At 73.5% G+C, this 17,819-nt stretch carries 21 protein-coding genes; 11 read left to right on the forward strand and 10 right to left on the reverse strand.

What is annotated here, in order from left to right; translation table 11 throughout:
- Positions 1-134 precede the first annotated feature (134 nt).
- Both ACPZVR_RS20390 and ACPZVR_RS20395 read left to right on the forward strand, forming a co-directional pair.
- Positions 135-1,259 (forward strand): ATP-dependent DNA ligase, encoded by a 1,125-nt coding sequence (locus tag ACPZVR_RS20390; protein WP_436701515.1) that lies wholly within the window; start codon positions 135-137, stop codon positions 1,257-1,259.
- 32 nt (positions 1,260-1,291) lie between these two features.
- Entirely contained in the window at positions 1,292-1,822 is a 531-nt protein-coding gene (locus tag ACPZVR_RS20395) for a hypothetical protein (RefSeq protein WP_436701516.1), read from the forward strand.
- On the opposite strand, the gene ACPZVR_RS20400 is transcribed toward ACPZVR_RS20395, so the two are convergent.
- From ACPZVR_RS20400 to ACPZVR_RS20445, 10 genes are all read right to left on the reverse strand, one after another.
- Positions 1,819-2,913, reverse strand: a complete 1,095-nt coding sequence (locus tag ACPZVR_RS20400) for a DNA polymerase domain-containing protein (protein WP_436701517.1) — start codon at positions 2,911-2,913, stop codon at positions 1,819-1,821. The two genes, ACPZVR_RS20395 and ACPZVR_RS20400, sit on opposite strands and share 4 nt — an antisense overlap.
- Positions 2,914-2,923: 10 nt before the next feature.
- Entirely contained in the window at positions 2,924-3,328 is a 405-nt protein-coding gene (gene msrB / locus ACPZVR_RS20405) for a peptide-methionine (R)-S-oxide reductase MsrB (RefSeq protein WP_436701518.1), read from the reverse strand.
- Between the two features lie 22 nt (positions 3,329-3,350).
- Positions 3,351-3,782: a rhodanese-like domain-containing protein gene (locus ACPZVR_RS20410; protein WP_436701519.1), complete on the reverse strand. Its 432-nt coding sequence runs from the start codon at positions 3,780-3,782 to the stop codon at positions 3,351-3,353.
- Positions 3,779-4,255 (reverse strand): cysteine dioxygenase, encoded by a 477-nt coding sequence (locus tag ACPZVR_RS20415; RefSeq protein WP_436701520.1) that lies wholly within the window; start codon positions 4,253-4,255, stop codon positions 3,779-3,781. The genes ACPZVR_RS20410 and ACPZVR_RS20415 overlap by 4 nt, the downstream gene beginning before the upstream one ends.
- Before the next feature lie 66 nt (positions 4,256-4,321).
- Complete coding sequence (gene hemQ, locus ACPZVR_RS20420) at positions 4,322-5,053, reverse strand: hydrogen peroxide-dependent heme synthase (RefSeq protein ID WP_436701521.1); 732 nt, start codon at positions 5,051-5,053, stop codon at positions 4,322-4,324.
- 20 nt (positions 5,054-5,073) lie between these two features.
- A complete protein-coding gene (locus ACPZVR_RS20425; RefSeq protein WP_436701522.1) occupies positions 5,074-5,742 on the reverse strand; it encodes a response regulator transcription factor in 669 nt (222 codons plus the stop codon).
- Complete coding sequence (locus ACPZVR_RS20430; protein ID WP_436701523.1) at positions 5,739-7,790, reverse strand: sensor histidine kinase; 2,052 nt, start codon at positions 7,788-7,790, stop codon at positions 5,739-5,741. Before ACPZVR_RS20430 ends, ACPZVR_RS20425 begins: the two co-directional genes overlap by 4 nt.
- A 62-nt stretch (positions 7,791-7,852) precedes the next feature.
- Positions 7,853-8,566, reverse strand: a complete 714-nt coding sequence (locus ACPZVR_RS20435; protein WP_436701524.1) for a hypothetical protein — start codon at positions 8,564-8,566, stop codon at positions 7,853-7,855.
- Positions 8,567-8,635: 69 nt separating this feature from the next.
- Positions 8,636-9,991, reverse strand: a complete 1,356-nt coding sequence (locus ACPZVR_RS20440) for a protoporphyrinogen/coproporphyrinogen oxidase (protein ID WP_436701525.1) — start codon at positions 9,989-9,991, stop codon at positions 8,636-8,638.
- A 30-nt stretch (positions 9,992-10,021) separates the two neighbouring features.
- The gene (locus ACPZVR_RS20445) at positions 10,022-11,026 is read right to left on the reverse strand and encodes a stage II sporulation protein M (RefSeq protein ID WP_436701526.1); all 1,005 of its coding nucleotides are present in this window, start codon (positions 11,024-11,026) and stop codon (positions 10,022-10,024) included.
- 86 nt (positions 11,027-11,112) lie between these two features.
- On the opposite strand from ACPZVR_RS20445, the gene vapB reads away from it, so the two are divergent.
- Genes vapB through ACPZVR_RS20490 form a run of 9 tightly spaced genes read left to right on the forward strand, consistent with a single transcriptional unit; the run spans position 11,113 to position 17,816 of the window.
- Complete coding sequence (gene vapB, locus ACPZVR_RS20450) at positions 11,113-11,346, forward strand: type II toxin-antitoxin system VapB family antitoxin (RefSeq protein ID WP_436701527.1); 234 nt, start codon at positions 11,113-11,115, stop codon at positions 11,344-11,346.
- On the forward strand, positions 11,343-11,744 hold the full coding sequence (locus ACPZVR_RS20455) for a PIN domain-containing protein (protein ID WP_436701528.1): 402 nt from the start codon (positions 11,343-11,345) through the stop codon (positions 11,742-11,744). Before vapB ends, ACPZVR_RS20455 begins: the two co-directional genes overlap by 4 nt.
- Positions 11,745-11,773: 29 nt before the next feature.
- The gene (locus ACPZVR_RS20460; RefSeq protein WP_436701529.1) at positions 11,774-12,580 is read left to right on the forward strand and encodes an RDD family protein; all 807 of its coding nucleotides are present in this window, start codon (positions 11,774-11,776) and stop codon (positions 12,578-12,580) included.
- A gap of 35 nt (positions 12,581-12,615) precedes the next feature.
- Entirely contained in the window at positions 12,616-13,674 is a 1,059-nt protein-coding gene (locus ACPZVR_RS20465) for an AAA family ATPase (protein WP_436701530.1), read from the forward strand.
- A 7-nt stretch (positions 13,675-13,681) separates the two neighbouring features.
- A complete protein-coding gene (locus tag ACPZVR_RS20470) occupies positions 13,682-14,590 on the forward strand; it encodes a DUF58 domain-containing protein (protein WP_436701531.1) in 909 nt (302 codons plus the stop codon).
- Positions 14,574-15,086 carry a hypothetical protein gene (locus ACPZVR_RS20475; RefSeq protein WP_436701532.1) on the forward strand — a complete coding sequence of 171 codons (513 nt, stop codon included), beginning with the start codon at positions 14,574-14,576 and terminating at the stop codon, positions 15,084-15,086. The genes ACPZVR_RS20470 and ACPZVR_RS20475 overlap by 17 nt, the downstream gene beginning before the upstream one ends.
- Positions 15,059-16,132 carry a vWA domain-containing protein gene (locus tag ACPZVR_RS20480; RefSeq protein WP_436701533.1) on the forward strand — a complete coding sequence of 358 codons (1,074 nt, stop codon included), beginning with the start codon at positions 15,059-15,061 and terminating at the stop codon, positions 16,130-16,132. Before ACPZVR_RS20475 ends, ACPZVR_RS20480 begins: the two co-directional genes overlap by 28 nt.
- Positions 16,129-17,097: a VWA domain-containing protein gene (locus ACPZVR_RS20485; RefSeq protein ID WP_436701534.1), complete on the forward strand. Its 969-nt coding sequence runs from the start codon at positions 16,129-16,131 to the stop codon at positions 17,095-17,097. Before ACPZVR_RS20480 ends, ACPZVR_RS20485 begins: the two co-directional genes overlap by 4 nt.
- A complete protein-coding gene (locus ACPZVR_RS20490; protein WP_436701535.1) occupies positions 17,094-17,816 on the forward strand; it encodes a hypothetical protein in 723 nt (240 codons plus the stop codon). Before ACPZVR_RS20485 ends, ACPZVR_RS20490 begins: the two co-directional genes overlap by 4 nt.
- Positions 17,817-17,819 lie beyond the last annotated feature (3 nt).

Consider the following 17,819-nt stretch of genomic DNA (forward strand, 5'->3'; position numbering starts at 1 on the left):
CGCGCCATGCCGATCACCCGACACATCCCATTCCGATGTCGCGAGACACCCCATTCCGATGTCCCGAACCAGGACACTGTCACCGGCTCCCACACCGGCCGATGAGTGTCGGCGCCCTGACTAGTCTCACCCTCGTGGACCTCCCCGTGCTGCCGCCCGTCCTGCCCATGCTCGCGAAGGCGGTCTCGGGCGTGCCCGACCCCGCCAAGTACGACGCGCAGGGGCTCAGCTTCGAGCCGAAGTGGGACGGGTTCCGGTGCATCGTGTTCCGCGACGGCGACGAGGTGGAGCTGGCGAGCCGCAACACCAAGCCGCTGACGCGCTACTTCCCCGAGCTCGTGGAGGCGATGAGGGCCGAGCTGCCGGAGCGCTGCGTGCTCGACGGGGAGATCTTCGTGTCGCAGCTGGGCGCGGACGGCAAGGGTCGGCTGCAGTTCGAGGTGCTGCAGGAGCGGATCCACCCGGCGGCGTCGCGGATCGCGCTGCTCGCGGAGCAGACGCCGGCGGACTTCGTGGCGTTCGACCTGCTCGCCCTGGGCGACGAGTCGTACCTCGAGCGCCCGTTCGCCGATCGGCGGGCGGCCCTGGAGGAGGCGCTCGGACACCTGTCGGCCGACCCGCTCGAGCGGCAGGGCCGGTGCCACCTGACCCGCACCAGCACCGACCCGGCGGTGGCCGAGGAGTGGTTCCACCGGTTCGAGGGGGCCGGCCTGGACGGGGTCGTGGCCAAGCCGCTGAGCGCGCCGTACTCCCCGAACGCCCGGACCATGTTGAAGATCAAGCACGAGCGCACCGCGGACGTCGTGCTGGCGGGCTACCGCGAGCACAAGACGAGCACGCCGGAGGAGCCGCTGATCGGCAGCCTGCTGCTGGGGCTCTACGAGGACGGCGAGCTGCAGCACATCGGCGTCAGCGCCAGCTTCACCGCCGCGCGCCGCGCCGAGCTGTGGCACGAGCTCCAGCCGCTCGTCGTCCCGATCGAGGAGCACCCGTGGGGCCGGTGGCAGGAGTTCCTCGTCGCCAACCCCGGCCGCCAGCCCGGCACGCAGAGCAGGTGGAGCCAGGGCAAGGACCTGTCGTTCACGCCGCTGCGGCCCGAGCGCGTCCTCGAGGTCAAGTACGACGCCATGGAGGGCCGCCGCTTCCGGCACACCGCGCACTTCAAGCGCTGGCGCGACGACCGCGACCCGGAGTCGTGCGGCTACGAGCAGCTCGAGCAGCCGGTGCGCTACGACCTCGCGGACGTGCTCGGGGGCTGACGGGACCACCACCGGAGCGGCAGGATGGGGTCATGAGCACCGCGCCCCGCGAGGAACCGTACGCCGTCGTCCTGCTCATCGAGCAGGCCCTGACCGCAGCCGACGCCGCCCAGGTCCGCGGGCTGCACCAGGAGCTCGACGACGACCCCACGATCGAGGTGCAGTACCACGTGCTGCTCCCGATGGCCGATGCGGCGGCCGCCGTGGAGGCCTCGCTCGGCGCGATCGGCGGCAGCGACCTGATCGCGCCGCCCATCACCCCCTCGCCCGACGAGATCGAGCGGCTGCGCAGCGAGTACCGCGACCAGGCCGAGCGCGACCTGGCGACCACCCGTGAGGCACTGGTCGCGGCGGGCGCGATCATCGGCAGCGTCACCATCGCGACGGAGCCCCCGGTCGACGCACTCATCGAGAAGGTCAAGCAGGTCGACGGCCGGGAGGCGATCATCCTCACCCGGCCCCACCTGGTGGCCGAGTTCTTCCACGTCGACTGGACCTCCCGCGCCCGCCGCAAGCTCGGCGTGCCCGTGCTGCACCTGCTGGAGCACGAGACGGACGACTAGGTCCCTTCGACCCGGTTGCCCTCGGCGTCCCAGTGCTCGGCGACCTTCTTGCTCGGCTGTACGCGCGGCGGCTCGCCGGGCATCTTGGGATAGTCGGGCGGGAAGTTGAGCTCTCCCTCGCCGTCGGCGACCTGGCGGTCCCACAGGTCGAGCAGCGGCTGGAGGGAGTAGGCCGTGTCGTCGATGCCCGCCCAGGGGTCGCCGTCGGCCATCCGGTCGGGCACGGTGAACAGGTTGAAGCCGCGCGGGTCGTCGACCTCGGCGAGCTCGGCCCAGGTCAGCGGCGTGGAGACCGGGGCGCCGGGCTGGGGGCGTAACGAGTACGCCGAGGCGATGGTCCGGTCGCGGTTGTTCTGGTTGTAGTCGATGAAGATCCGCTCACCGCGCTCCTCCTTCCACCAGGCGGTGGTGACCTGGTCGTCGCGGCGGGCTAGCTCGCGACCGAAGGCGATGGCGGCGTGGCGCACGTCGGTGAACTCCCACCGGGGCTCGATCCGCACGTAGACGTGGACGCCGCGGTTGCCGGAGGTCTTGGGGTAGCCCTGCAGCCCGAGCTCCTCGAGGAGCTCGCGGGCGACGCCGGCGACCCGCACGGCGTCGCCGAACGTGGTCCCGGGCTGGGGGTCGAAGTCGATGCGCAGCTCGTCGGGGTGGTCCACGTCGGCCCGCCGCACCGGCCACGGGTGGAACGTGAGCGTGCCCATCTGCGCGCACCAGACGGGGACGGCGATCTCGGTCGGGCAGATCTCCTCGGCGGCGCGGCCGGAGGGAAAGGTGATCTCGACGGCCTCGAGGTAGTCGGGAGCCCCCTTGGGGACGCGCTTCTGGTAGAAGCCCTCGGCGTCGTTGTCGCGCGGTCCGGTGGCCAGCCGGAAGCCCTCGCGGTAGCCGTCCGGCCAGCGCTCGAGCGCGGTCGGCCGGTCGCGCAGCGCCCGCATCAGGCCGTCGCCGACCGCGACGACGTACTCGGCCACCATCAGCTTGGTGACCTCCGGCGTCCGCTCGGTGGCCTCGTAGATCACCCGGTCCGGGCTGGAGACCCGGACCTCGCGGTCGCCTGCCTGCACCATCGCCGCCGGGGTCTTCGCCATGCGACGAACCCTATGCCTGGTCGGCCGGCTCCAGGGTGAGGCTGATCGAGTTGATGCAGTAGCGGTCGCCCGTGGGAGTGCCGTAGCCGTCGGGGAAGACGTGGCCGAGGTGCGAGCCGCAGTTGGCGCAGCGCACCTCGACCCGCTTCATGCCGTGGGAGTCGTCCTCGAGGTACTCGATCGTGTCGCTGATCGGCTGGTAGAAGCTCGGCCAGCCGCAGCCCGAGTGGAACTTCGTGTCGGACTCGAACAGCTTGGCCTGGCAGGCCTTGCAGCGGTAGACACCGGTGGTCTCGGTGTCGGTGTACTCGCCGGTGAAGGCCCGCTCGGTGCCGGCCTGGCGGAGCACCTGGTACTCCTCGGGCGTGAGCGCGGCGCGCCACTCCTCGTCCGTCTTCTCGACCTCGTATGCCATGTCTCCGAGCGTACTCAGCGGCTCACGCCGCCACGCCCGCGACGGGCATCCCGGCGGCCCGCCAGGCGGCGAATCCGCCGATGACGTCCGTCGCCCGGTGTACCCCGATGCTCCGCAGCGCGTCGGCGGCGAGCGAGGAGGTGTAGCCCTCCTGGCACAGCACGATGACCCGGCGGTCGTACGACGCCTCGGGCAGGCGCGCGTCGCTGCGCGGGTCGAAGCGCCACTCGAGCACGTTGCGCTCGATCACGAGGGCCGGCAGCCAGCCGGCCAGGTCGCCCTCGCGGGCGCGCTGTGCCGCCGGGCGGATGTCGACGAGCAGGGCGCCGAGCGCGACGAGCTCCTGGAAGGCGGCCCGGGCGGTGACCCGGTCGAGCCGGGACCGGGCGTCGGCGAGGAGGGCGTCCACGCCGTCGTACCGCACGGGGTGGGAGACGGGGGCGAGCGTGCTCACCACTCCTCCCCCGCGCGCTCGACGCCGAGCACCTCGAGCCGGTCGCCGTGGAACCGGAACCGGGTCATCGTGTGCAGCCGTGGGGAGTAGGCGTGCAGCGAGAGGGCGGGGCGCGTGCCGGCATTGCGGACGTCGTGCGCGTAGCCCGCGCCGAACGCCTTGCCGTCCCCCGGCCCCACGTCGACCAGCTGCAGGCCGCCGTCGAAGGTGTGCTCGGTGAGCCGGCCCTCGAGGACGGTGAAGGCGCCCGAGGACGGACCGTGGTCGTGCCAGTCGGTGCTGGCACCCGGCGGCCAGGAGATCAGCCAGAGCTCGTAGTCGTCGGTCGCGAGGAGGCGGATCCACGAGCGCTCGTGCGGGTCGTGGTCGAGGAGCTGGAGGAGGTCGGGATCGGTCGCGTGGTCGCGCACGACCTCGAGCAGGGGCAGGACGGCGAGCTGGGTGAAGTGCGAGGCAGCGGAGCGTCCGGTCATGACTCCATAGTGGAGTAATTCAATAGACTTTGCAAGTAGAGCGGCGCGCCACGCAGCGCCGTCAGATCAGGGCAGCGTCGCCAGCAGCTCGGCGAAGGTCACCCGCCGGCCGGTGTAGAACGGGACCTCCTCGCGCACGTGGCGTCGGGTCTCGGAGCCGCGCAGGTGGCGCATCAGGTCGACGATCCGGGTCAGGTCGTCGGCCTCGAAGGCGAGGATCCACTCGTAGTCCCCGAGCGCGAAGCTCGGGACCGTGTTGGCCCGGACGTCGGGATAGCCGCGCGCCATCTGACCGTGCTCGGCGAGCAGGCGACGCCGCTCGGCGTCCTCGAGGAGGTACCACTCGTAGGAGCGGACGAAGGGGTAGACCGCGGCGTACGCGTGGGCGCGCTCGTCGGCGAGGAACGCCGGGAGGTGGCTGCGGTTGAACTCGGCGGGACGGTGCAGCGCCATCTGCGACCACACCGGGGCCAGCCGGGCGCCGAAGGAGGTGCGCCGCAGGCGGTGGTAGGCGTCCTGCAGCCGGTCGCTCGTGGCCGCGTGCCACCACACCATCAGGTCGGCGTCGGCGCGCAGTCCCGCGACGTCGTACAGGCCGCGGACGACGACGTCCTCGGCGGCCAGGTCGGCCAGGAGCGACTCGAGCTCGGCGGTCTCGTCCTTGCGCACCACCTCGTCGGACCCGAGGGGCTGCTCGAGCCGGAACACCGACCACATGGTGAAGCGGATCGTGTCGTTGAGCTCGTTGATCTTCGCCGCGTTGGTCTTGAGGTGCGCCTGCGGGTCCTGGTCCGACATGCCCCCATTCTGCCGCGCGCTCATTCCCTCCCGTAGCCGGCCTCCCGGGCCTTGACGATCGCGTCGGCGCGGCCGGTGGCGTGCAGCTTGGCGTAGATCGCCGAGACCGCGTTGCGGACGGTCTTGTTGGAGACATAGAGCGCGGCCGCGATCTCGTCGTTGCTCCGTCCCGCGGCGATCCGCCGGAGGACGTCGCGCTCGCGGTCGGTCAGCTCGGGGAAGGGCTCGTCGGCGGCCCGGGCGGCGGGGAGGGCACCGGCGAAGAAGCCCGCCACCTTGGCGGCCAGGCTGGCGCCGAACACCATGCCGCCCGCGGCCGCCGAGCGGATCGCGTGCTGGACCTCCTCGGCACCGGCCCCCTTGAGCAGGTAGCCGCAGGCGCCGGCCCGGATGGCGCTGAGCACGGTGTCGTCGTCCTCGTTCATCGTCAGCATCACGACCCGCAGGGCGGGGTCGCGGCCGGTGAGGAAGCGGGTCGCCTCGATGCCGTCGAGGTGCGGCATCTGGATGTCCATCACCACCAGGTCCGGCGCCGTCTCCTCGACGACGTGCAGCGCCTCCCGGCCGTCGGCGGCCGAGCCGACGACCTCGATCCCGTCGAGCGCCCCCAGCAGGGAGGTCAGCCCGTCGCGGACGATCTGGTGGTCGTCGACCACGACGACCCGGACCGGTCCGGCGGTGGTGCTCATGCGGGGCTCCTCAGCGGCAGGCGGGCCCGGACGACGGTGCCGCCGTCCGGTGGGCTGGTGATGGTCGTGGTGCCGCCGAGCTCGGCGGCGCGCTCGCGGAGACTGGCGAGACCGACGCCGGCGGCCCGGTCGGCGGGGATGCCGCGCCCGTCGTCGGCGACCTCGACCACCAGCGCGTCGTCGCAGGCCTCGACGACCAGCCGGGCGCTGTGGGCCGCGGCATGCCGGGCGACGTTGGTGAGCGCCTCCCCCGCGATCCGGTACGCCGCGACCTCGACCGCCGCGGGCAGCCGGAGGTCGTCGGGGGCGGTCACGGCGAGCGGTACGGCGAGGTGCTCGGCCTGCTGGCGCAGCGCACCGACCAGGCCGCGGTCGTCCAGCGCCGGGGGACGCAGGTCGTGCACGAGGCGGCGTACGTCGGCCACGACCTCCTGCACCTGGGCGCTGACCGTCTCCAGCTGGGCGCGGGCCCGGTCCGGGTCGCGCTCGACGGTCATCCGGGCCGCCTCGAGCTGGAAGACGATGCCGCTCAGCGCCGGCCCGAAGCCGTCGTGCAGGTCGCGCCGCATCCGGCGGCGCTCCTCCTCGCGGGCGGTGACCAGTCGCTCGCGGCTGTGCTGGACCTCCTCGGCGAGCTGGCTGGTGCGGGCGGCGGTCGCGGCCTGGCGGACCAGGTCGCCGAGGAGCTCCTCGTCGCGGACCGTGAGCCGGCTGCGCAGGCCGCGGGCGGGCAGCACCAGCCGGCCGATCGTGGTGTCGCGCCAGGTGATCGGCAGCGTGCGCACCTCGGCCGGGCGCTCGCCGAAGGTGGTCACCAGGCGCTCCCCGTGGCCGCGGTCGACCTCGACGCTGACGAACGGGACGGCGAACGCGGAGGCCACGGCCCGCGCGACCGCGGCGAGCTGCTCGGTGGTGTCGTCGGTGTTCTCCAGCGTGGACGCGAGACCGGCGACGGCGTCGTACCGGTTGCCGCGCTCGCCGAGCATGAGCCGGCGCACACCGGCGGAGAGCCGCTGCCGCAGCGGGCCGTAGAGGACGACGCAGACGATGAGCACCACGCCGACGACCTGGGCCTGGGTCAGCTCGTCGTCGAGGAGCAGGGTGAACAGCCACAGCACCAGCGCGTCCGCGGCGACGAGCACCGCGAAGACGGCGGCCAGCACGGCGGTGCGGGCCAGCAGGTCCTGGATCGACACCAGCGTCGGGCGGACGATCGCGATCGTCATCGCCATCGGGGGCACGACCGACGCCACGAGGGCGCCGACGAAGTCGCTGTCGGGCACCGAGAGGGCCATGGTCGCCACGGTCACGACGAGGATGACGATGACGCTCCACAGCAGCCAGCGCATCCGGTCGCGCTCGAGGCCCTCCGAGCGGCGGTAGCGCACGATCACGGAGAGCAGCGCGAAGAAGAAGCCGGCGATGCCGAGCGAGAGGCCGAGTGTCGCGAGCCCGTCGCCGTGCCCGGAGAGGGCGCTGATCGAGGTCGGGTTCTCGTCGACGCCGGGCGGCAGACCGGCGATCGCCCGGTCGCCCTCGGCCGGCAGGACGAGGAAGCACAGGCCGCTGATCGCCATCGCGACCGTGGCCACCCAGGACGCCGTGCGCCAGCGTCCGGGCAGGAAGCGGCCGGTCGGGAAGATCATGACCAGCACCGCGGTCACCGCCGTCAGGTAGGACCCGAAGCGGTTGAGGAACCACAGCGCGAAGGTCATCCCCGGCCACGCGCCGGTCTCGCGCAGGCCGGACAGGATGTAGCTCTGCGCGAAGCCGTCGAGCGCCCAGAAGATGCCGGAGCCGGCGAGCACCCAGCCCACCCGCTGTCGTGGATCCTTCATCAGGATGATCCCGGCGAGCACGCCGAGCAATGCGCCGATCAGCGTCCAGGGCCACCCGGGGCCGAGGGAGACGTCGTAGCCCAGCCCGGAGGTGGGTGCACCCGCGTCGAGCCAGACGGTGACCGGAACGAGCGCGACGCACACGGCGGGGACGACGAGGACCGCGACGGCCCTCAGGCCGCGCGGGCGGGTGACGGCCTGCTCCTGCACCGGCACATTGTGCAGCCGGTCCGCACCCCCATGGTGCGGACCGGCCGAATTGGACGGCCCGCTCACGCGCGGCCGCGGAACGCCTTGTCGCCGGCGAGGAAGCCGATCGCGATCACGACCAGGCCGATCGGCCCCGTCATGCCGGCCATGTACTGCAGCGGCGAGATGCCGAGCAGCAGGGTGAGACCGCCGCCGAGAAGGCCGACGAGACCGATCCACTTCGGGACGGCGCCCTGACGGGCCGCGCCGAAGAGCGTGATGCCGGACAGGCCGAGCAGGCCCCAGCACCACGGGACGGTGCCGATCCAGTGGTTGAACATCGCGGCGTCCTCGGGAACGACGATCTCGGGGTCTCCGGCGGCGAAGATGAACTCGGTGTCGAGACCGGAGCCGACGACGAGCATGATCGCGGTGACCAGGACGCCGGAGAAGGCCACGAGCGGCAGGATGCTGTCGGCCGCGACGGTCGTCCGCAGCCGGCGGAACAGCCCGGCGGCGAACACGACCATCAAGACGGCGCCGATCATCGCGCTCAGGTGGAACGCGAGCATCTGCGGCACCTGGTCGCCCAGGCGCTCGGAGATGGCGGCGGCGTCGCCCTGGATCTTCTCGTCGTAGACGGCGTCCACCATCGAGGACGAGACCATCATCACGACGCCGGCGAGCCCGGCTCCGAGGCCGGCCAGCGCCCAGCGGGTCGGCGGGTAGACGACCGGCTCGTCGCGTGGCTCGGTCCGGTCGAGTGCGGTCGGGGGGACGTGGGTCTGTGCTGTCATGACAGGACCATCGCGGGCCCGGTGTCCCGCGGGACAGGGACAACGGGGCAAGGTTCGACGGGCCGCCTGTCAGGCGAGCAGGCCGGCGACCGCGCCGTGGGCGGAGGCGATCGTGGCCGGGATGCCGACGCCGTCGTACGCGGCACCGCAGACGGCGAGGCCCGGCACCCGCGCGACGGCGGCCCGGAGACGGGCGATGCGCTCCGCGTGCCCGACCCAGTACTGCGGGAGTCCGCCGCCCCAGCGCTGCACGACCGCGTCGACGGGAGCCGCGCTGAGCCCGGTCGCGGCGGCGAGGTCGGCGAGGGAGGCCCGGACCAGGGCGTCGTCGGGGACCTGGAGGCCGGCCTCCTCGCCGTAGCGGCCGAGGGAGGTGCGCAGGACCAGCAGGCCCTCCCCCGCGGCCCGCACCCAGTCCCACTTGGCGAACGAGAAGGTCGAGGCCTTCACCCGCCGCCCGTCCACCGGCGGGACGAGGAAGCCGGAGGCGCCGGTCTCCAGCGCCTCCGCCACGCCGGGGTCGTCGGAGCGGAACGCGAAGGTCACGAGGGCGACCGAGGCGTAGGCGATCCCCGCGAGGTCGACGGCCGCGGCGGGCGCGACGTCGGCGAGCAGCCGGGCGCTCGGCGCCGCCGGGGTCGCGAGGACGAGCAGGTCGCTCACCTCGTCACCGGCCGGGGTGGTCGTCACGAACCCCGACGAGGTACGACGCAGCGCGGTCACCGGCGCGTCGTAGCGGAGCTCCGCGGAGCCGCGGTCGCGCAGGTCGGCGTCGAGCGCGGCCGGGAGCCGCCACATGCCTCCGGCGACGGCGGCGAACACCGGCGGGGCGCCGGTCGGCGGTGCCGGGAGGGTGACCTCCGGCCGGGTCAGCAGGTCGAGCAGCTGGGGCGCGGCGGCACGGGTGGAGATGCGCCGGGCCTGGCCGGCGTAGACCCCGCCGAGGAGCGGCTCGACGAGGCGGTCGACCACCTCGTCGCCGTACCGGGCGCCGACGAGGTCGCCGACCGAGACGTCACCGTCGGGATGGCCGTCGGGGTGGGCGACGGCCTGGTGGCGGGCGCGGTCGAGGCCCTCGGCGGAGAGGATCCCGGACTCCGCGAGGTCGTCGAGGTCGACCGGAGCCCCCATCACGGTGCGCGGCAGGCGGCGCAGCGCGTCCCGGGTCCAGACCCGCGAGGTGGCGGCGGTGGGGTGGACGAGCGGCAGGGCGAGGTCGGTCGCCAGCGCGACGCCTTCGGGACGCCGGTGCAGCATCGCCTCGGCGCCGACGTCGACGGTGACCCCGGCGACCTCACCGGAGCGGAGCTTGCCGCCGGGACGGTCGGTGGCCTCGAGCACGAGCACGTCGATCCCGGCCTCGGCCAGGTCCCGGGCGGCCGTCAGCCCGGCGATCCCCGCCCCCACCACGACCGCCCGGCTCATGGCCCCAGCGTAGTGAGCGCGCCCGGTCGGTCAGGCCTGGGTGGCGACCCGGTCCTCGAGCAGCGCGGCGGACACGTCCCCGGTCACGCCCCGCGAGGCGGCGGCCCGGCCGACGACGAACACGTAGGCCAGGAACGCCGCCTCGGCGAGCACGCCGATCGCGATCCGGGCCCAGGTGGGCAGCGGCGACGGTGTCACGAACGCCTCGATGATGCCGCTGACGAACAGGCACACCGCGAGCCCGAGCGCGACGGTGACCGCGGTCCGGCCGGCTCGCGCGAGGGATCCGGCCCGCGACAGCTGACCGGGCTCGATCCACGACCAGAACAGCCGCAGGCCCACCCCGCCGGCGACGAAGACGCAGGTCAGCTCGAGCAGGCCGTGCGGGATGATCAGCCCCCAGAACAGCTCCCCACGGTCGTGGCGGGTCATGATCGAGCCGACGATCGCGAGGTTCGCGACGTTCTGGAAGAGCAGGTAGAGCACCGGCAGCCCGAGGATCCCGAGGGCGATGCACAGCGCGCTCACCCAGGCGTTGTTGATCCACACATGGGCGGCGAAGGCGCCGGCGGCGTTCTCGCTGTAGTAGCTCTCGAAGTCGCTGTCGACCAGCTGGTCGACCTCCTGCGGCGAGAGCAGGCTCTGCTCCACCTGCGGGTGCTGCCCGAGCCAGATCATCATCACCGCGACCACGACGACGTTGCCGGCCACGCACCCCAGCCACCACCAGCGCAGCTGGTAGAGCGCCGCCGGGAACCGCTCGGTGAAGAAGCCCGCCAGCCCGCGCCAGCTCGGCACCCGGGCCGCCAGCATCGCGATCCGCGCCCGCCCGAGCAGCGAGGAGAGGTGGGCGACGAGCTCACCGTCCGGCGCGGACGTGCGCACGACGGACAGGTGGGTCGCCACCTGTTGGTAGCGGTCGACCAGCTCGTCGGCCTCCGCCCCCGTGCGCCGCCGCTGGCGCACCAGCTGGTCCAGCCGGACCCAGGCGTGGGAGTGGGCCGCCACGTAGGCGTCGAGGTCGATGCGCGGCACGGGCAGAGCCTATCCGTGAGCACGGGCGCCCCCCTGTGCCCGCGGCGGCCCGACCCGACGACCAGCGCTTCGTATATACTCGTCGTATGTCCGTGGTCACCAGGCTGTTCCTGTCGAACAGGACCCAAGCCGTCCGCCTTCCCAAGGCCGTCGCGTTCGACGCGTCGGTGTCCGAGGTCGAGATCGACATCGTCGGCGACGCTCGGGTGATCCGTCCCGCCGGCTCGCGGATCGATGCGTTCTGGAGCAGCGACCTGCGGGTCAGTGACGACTTCGCCCGCGAGCAGCCCGAAGCGCCGCAGGAGCGGGCCTGGGCATGACACCGGGCCACCGTCACCTGCTCGACACGGATATCGCCATCGAGCTCCTCCGCAAGCGGGACGTGGCGCTGCGGGAGGCCTGGCGGGCTGCGGGCCGGGCGGCCGCGTCGTCGGTCTCCTTGTTCGAACTCCGCTTCGGCGCTGCCCGCAGCGCCGAGCCGGCTCGCAACGACCTCGCCGTCGACGAGCTGGCCGCCGCCGTCGACTTCCTCGACTTCGACGCGGAGGCGGCAGCACACGCCGGTGACATCCGCGCCGACCTCGCCCGCCGCGGCACACCGATCGGCGCCTACGACATCATGATCGCCGGGCATGCCCGGTCCCGCGGGCTGATCGTGGTGACCCGCAACGAGCGCGAGTTCCGGCGGATCGACGGCCTCCGCGTCGAGCGCTGGTGAGACTCGCCCGCGTCGTAGGCTGAACGCCGATGCCCCCGTCCGACTTCGCCACCGTCACCGCCGACGACCTCGTCACCGGCGAGGGCGTCGCGCTCGACCTGCCCGCGGCCTCGCTCGGGCTGCGGATGGCCAGCGGCCTCATCGACGTCCTGGTCACGCTGTTCACCTTCGTGGCGCTGTTCATCCTGCTCACCGTGGCGGCCTCGCCGTTCGCCGACGCCGCGCTCTTCGGCGCCGCGACCGTGCTGACGACGGTGCTGACGTTCCTGGTCCTGCCGACCACCGTGGAGACGCTGACCCGCGGCCGGTCTCTGGGCAAGCTCGCCCTGGGGCTGCGTGCCGTCCGCGACGACGGCGGGCCGATCAGCCTCCAGCACGCGCTGGTCCGGGCGCTGATCGGGTTCGTGGAGATCTACGCCTTCTCCGGGGCGCCGGCGTTCTTCTCGATCATGCTGAGCACCCGGGGCAAGCGGCTCGGCGACTACGCGGCCGGCACCTACGTGGTCCGCGAGCGGGTGCCGCTGCGGCTGCCGCAGCCGCCTCCCCTGCCGCCCGCACTGGCGTCCTGGGCGCGGCGGACCGACCTCGGCGCGCTGCCGACGGGCACGGCCCTGGCCGTGCGCCAGTTCCTGGGCCGGCTCGGCACGCTCGATCCCGGCTCGCGCGACCGGGTCGGCCGCGCCCTGCTCGCCGACGTGCTGCCGTACGTCGCGCCGCCTCCGCCCCCGGGCGCGCCGGCGGAGCTGGTGCTGATGGCCGTCGTCGCGGAGCGCCGCGAGCGCGACCTCGCCCGGCTCCGGCGCGACGCCGAGCTGCGCGACCGGCTGCTGGCCTGACCCCGCGCGCACGCCCGCTGGGTAGGTTGGGCCGCATGACGCAGGTCAACGAGCCGCAGGCGTTCCCCGCCGGGACCACCCGGCGCACCCCCGCCGGCCCGGGCACACCGCTGTCGACCGACGAGCTGGCGCGCGCGACCGAGGCGATCGGCCGGGTGTCGGACGCGTTCTCCAGCCGGGTCGTGGGTCAGCACCGGATCCGCACCGCGCTGCTGGTCACCCTGCTCTCGGAGGGGCACGTCCTGCTCGAGAGCGTGCCCGGTCTCGCGAAGACGCTGGCCGCCTCGACGCTCGCTCAGGCGGTCAGCGCGCGCTTCGCCCGCATCCAGTGCACCCCGGACCTGCTCCCCAGCGACATCATCGGCACCCAGGTCTACGACCCCCGCCGTCACGAGTTCGAGACCCAGCTCGGCCCCGTGCACGCCAACTTCGTGCTCCTCGACGAGATCAACCGCGCCAGCGCCAAGACCCAGTCGGCACTGCTGGAGGCGATGCAGGAGCGGCAGACGTCGATCGCCGGCACGATCCACCCGCTGCCGGACCCGTTCATGGTGCTGGCCACCCAGAACCCCATCGAGGAAGAGGGCACCTACGTCCTCCCCCACGCCCAGATGGACCGCTTCCTGCTCAAGGAGATCGTCGACTATCCCAGCGAGGACGACGAGCTGACGGTCCTCGACCGGATCGACGACGGCATCCTCGGCCAGCACATGACCGACGTGGCGGCGGTGGTGACCCCCCAGGAGGTCGCCGAGCTGCAGGACCTGGTCCGCCGGGTGTACGTCGACCCGGCGATCCGCCGCTACATCACCGCGGTGGTGCGGGCCACCCGCGACGTCACGGGGCTCCTCGGGCCCGAGCTCGGCAACTACGTCGAGATCGGCGCCAGCCCTCGCGGGTCGATCGCGTTCTTCCAGGCCGCCCGGGCGATGGCGGTCGTCCAGGGCCGGCACTACGTGATCCCCGAGGACGTCCGCGAGCTGCGGCACAGCGTGCTGCGCCACCGGCTCCACCTCAGCTTCGAGGCACTCGCCGACCGGGTCCGTCCCGAGACGGTCATCGACGCCGTCTTCCGGGCGGTCCCGACCCCGTGAGGCGCGCATGACCGCGCACCTGACCCGGATCACCTCGCGACTCTCGATCCACGCCCACCGCAAGGTGCGCGGGCTGCTCGAGGGCGAGTACGCCGCGATCCACGCCGGGCGGGGCATCGACTTCAACGACCTGCGCGAGTACGTCCGCGGGGACGACGTGAAGGACATCGACTGGAAGGCGTCGGCCCGCAGCCGGCAGCTGCTGGTCAAGCGGTACGTCGCCGAGCGCAAGCACACCGTGCTGCTCTGCGTGTCGACGGGACGCAGCATGGCCGCGCTCGCGGGCGTCGGCAGCGAGCGCGGCGTCCCGACCTCGAAGCGCGACCTGGCGGTCTTCGTCGCGGGCGTCACCGGGCACCTCGCGGTGCAGCACGGCGACCTGGTCGGCCTGGTCCACGGCGATGCGGACCATCAGCACGTCTCCCGCCCGGGCAGCGGCGACCTCCACCTCGAGCGACTGCTCGGCACGGTGCACCAGGCGATCCGGGCCGACGGGCCGCCCGGCGACCTCACCGCCCTGCTGCGCCACGTCGTGCGCACCATCCGGCGACGCACGATCCTGCTCGTCGTCACCGACGAGCCCGCGGTCACCGAGGAGCAGGCGACACTGCTGCGCCGCCTCGCCGTCCAGCACGAGGTGCTCTTCTTGACGGTCGGCGACCTCGACCCGACGACGCCGGCGATGTCCGGGCATCGCCTCGTCGACATCGACGCCGGCGTGGAGGTGCCGGCCTGGCTGCGTCGCGACGCGCGGCTGCACCGCGAGCTCGCCGCGCTCGTCGCCGACCAGACCCAGGAGATGCGGCGGCGTCTCGACCAGCTCGGCATCGTGCAGGAGCAGGTCCGCGACCTCGACGGCGCGGTCACCGCCGTCTTCCGCCTGCTGGAGAGGCACCGTCATGCCCGCCGTCGCTAGCCCGGTCGTGCGCGCCGACCTGCCCGCGGAGTTCTCCGGCCCCGTCGGGTACGCCGACCGGTGGCTGTGGATCGCGGTCGGGGTCGCGGGGGCCCTGGTCGTCTACTACCTGCTCGCCTGGTGGCTCACCCGGCCCGAGCGGCCGCCCTCGGTCGAGCGCACCGACCTGCCCGACGTACGCCGGGAGCATCTGGCCCGGATCGACCTGATCGACGAGCAGGTGCGGTCCGGCGGGCTCGCGGCGCGCGAGGGCCACCAGCAGCTCAGCGAGGTGGTCCGCGACTACGTCGCCGCGGTGACGCCGCTGCCCGCGCGCACGATGGCGCTCGCCGACTTCCGCGACCGCGCGCCCGCGGCCCTGGTCGCGGTGCTGGAGCTCGTCTACCCGCCGGAGTTCGCGCCCGACGAGACGGTCGCGCGCGACCGGTTCGACGTCGCCGTCCGGCAGGCGCGCGACCTCGTCGGCTCGTGGAGCGTCCCCGGGAGCGCCGGCTGATGTGGGACAGCGAGGCGACGACGTTCCGGTGGCCGTGGCTGGCCCTGGGCCTGGCAGCGCTCGTGGTGCTGCTCCTCGTGCTGTGGCTGCGCCCGTGGCGGCGATCCGAACCCACCGGCGCGGCGTACGTCGCCCACGCGGCCCGGCTGCGCGCGCTGCCGCGCTACCGCACCCTCGTGCGCCGGCAGGTCGTCCTCGGCACCTGCCTCACCGTGGCGGCGCTGGTGGCCTGCGCGGGGGCGGTGGTGCTGTCCGGCCGGCTGCACCAGCGCCAGACGATGACCCAGGAGGACCGCACCCGCGACATCGTGCTGTGCCTCGATGCGTCGGGCTCCATGGCGGAGGTGGACGCACAGGTGCTGCGCGAGTTCCGCACGATCATCTCCGGCCTGCGCGGCGAGCGGGTCGGGCTGACCATCTGGAGCGGCGCGGCGATCTCCGTGTTCCCCCTGACCGACGACTACGAGTACGTCGTCGAGCAGCTCAGCGCGGCCGAGAAGGCGTTCGCGTCCGGTGACGTCTACAGCGACGACTACGCGATCTTCACCGCCGGCACGGTGCTGGACTGGGACGTCCAGTCCCAGATGGGCGACGGACTGGCCTCCTGCGTGCAGCGCTTTGACCGCCGCGACGAGGAGCGCAGCCGCGCGATCGTCCTCGCCTCCGACAACGAGCCGATCGGCACCGGGATCTTCACCGTGCCCGACGCCGCCGACTACGCCCGCGACGAGAAGGTCGTCGTGCACGGCATCGCCGCCCCCAAGACGGCCGAGCGACCGGCGGCCGTTCAGGAGTTCGAGGCCGCGACCAGCGCCACCGGCGGCACCTTCTCGCTGCTCGGCGAGGACGGCAGCACCAGCACCGTGATCGACGCGATCGCCGACCTGGACGCGAAGCCGATCAAGCGACCCCCGCTGGTGCAGGTCGTCGACCGGCCGCAGCTCGGGACCTGGCTGCTGGGGATCGGGCTCGCCGGGCTGGCGCTGCTGTGGGTCGCGCAGGCCGGGCTCGTCCTGCGTGACCGACGTGAGGAGGGCGCGGGATGAGCCCGGCCACCGCGACCGCCCTCGTCCTGGCCCGGCGGCTCGGGATCGTGCTGCTGTTCGTCGTGATCCTGCTGCGGCCGGGCTTCGGTCGTGCCGATGTCCCGACCCAGCTCGCCGACGTCGACGTCGTCGTGGTCATCGACCGGACCCGGTCCATGGCCGCGCTCGACCACCCCGGCGACGCGGGTCAGCAGCCCCGGATCACCGGCGCCAAGGCCGACCTGGCCGCGCTCGCCGAGGCGCTGCCCGGAGCCCGGTTCGGGATGCTCGCGTTCGGCACCGACGCCCGGGTCGTGCTGCCCTTCACCTCCGACAGCGCCGCGTTCGGCGCCGCGGTCGAGACGCTCTACCTCGAGGGCCCCAAGGACGGCGTGGGCTCCCGGGCCGACCGCCCGGTGCCCGAGCTGCGGGACATGCTCGAGAGGGCCGCGAGCAAGGCACCCGAACGACGCCGGATCGTGGTCTACGTCGGCGACGGCGAGGACACGACGAGCGAGGGCGACGACGCGTCGTACGCCGACCTCGACGACCTCGTGGCCGGCGGCGTGGTGCTCGGCTACGGCACGCCGGAGGGAGCGCCCATGCCGCAGGACGACGCGCTGGACGGGTCGCTGGGCTACGTGCAGGACCCCGAGACCGGCGACACCGCCGTGTCCCGGGCCGATCCGGACCGGCTGCGGGAGATCGCCGACGAGCTCGGGGTGCCCTTCGAGCACCGCACCGGGCCGGGCAGGCTCGAGGAGGTCGCCGAGTCGTTCCGGGCGTCGTACTCCGACGGCGCGGGCGGCCGCGAGCGCCCGGCGAAGCACGACCTGACCTGGCTGGCCGCCGTGCTGCTGCTCGGCCTGCTGCTGCTGGAGCTGCACGCCGGCTGGCGGGCCGTGTGGTCCTCCCGGCACACGTTGGCGCCGGCCCGTGCCGCCGACCGTCCCGACCACGTACGGCGGCAGGAGGTGCCGCGGTGAACACGCTCCCCGACCGGCCCGCGCACCCCCGACGACGCCTGCGGCGCGTGCTCCTCCTGGCCGGCCTGCTGCCCACCCTGGTGCTCGTGGCCTACACCCTCAAGGTGGCGCTCATGCTCCAGGCCAACGCATCCGGTCGCGACGCCTTCGACCGGGGCGACCACGACGCCGCGGCGGCCGACTTCGCCGACACCCGACGGCTCAACTGGTTCGAGCCCTGGGTGGCCGCGTTCGACGCCGGCACCGCCGAGCACGCCCGCGAGCGGTACGACGACGCGATCTCCGCCTACGAGACGGCACTCGAGGACGTCCCGCACCGCGACGAGTGCACGGTGCGGATCAACCTCGCCCTCGCCCACGAGGCCGTCGGCGACGCCGCACTGGAGGCAGGAGCGCCCGAGGACGCCCGCGCGTCCTTCGAAGCGGGCATCGAGGTCCTCGCCGCGGGACGGTGCCCGACCGACGCGGGACGGGGCGAGGACCAGAGCGCCGACGCGGCCGCGGTGGACAAGCGGCTGCGCGACAAGCTGGCGCAGAGCCAGCCCCCGCCGGAGCAGCCGCAGCAGCAGCCGGAGGAGCCGCCGCAGTCCGAGGACCCCGGTGAGTCCGACCCGCGCCGCGACCGGCTGGACGAGCAGAACGACCGGGGCCTCGAGCAGCGGCACCAGGACGAGGAGCTCTACGAGGACGACGACTACACGCGTCCCGACACCTGGTGAGGC

The sequence above is a fragment of the Nocardioides segetis genome (assembly GCF_051390595.1).
Lineage (GTDB): Bacteria > Actinomycetota > Actinomycetes > Propionibacteriales > Nocardioidaceae > Nocardioides.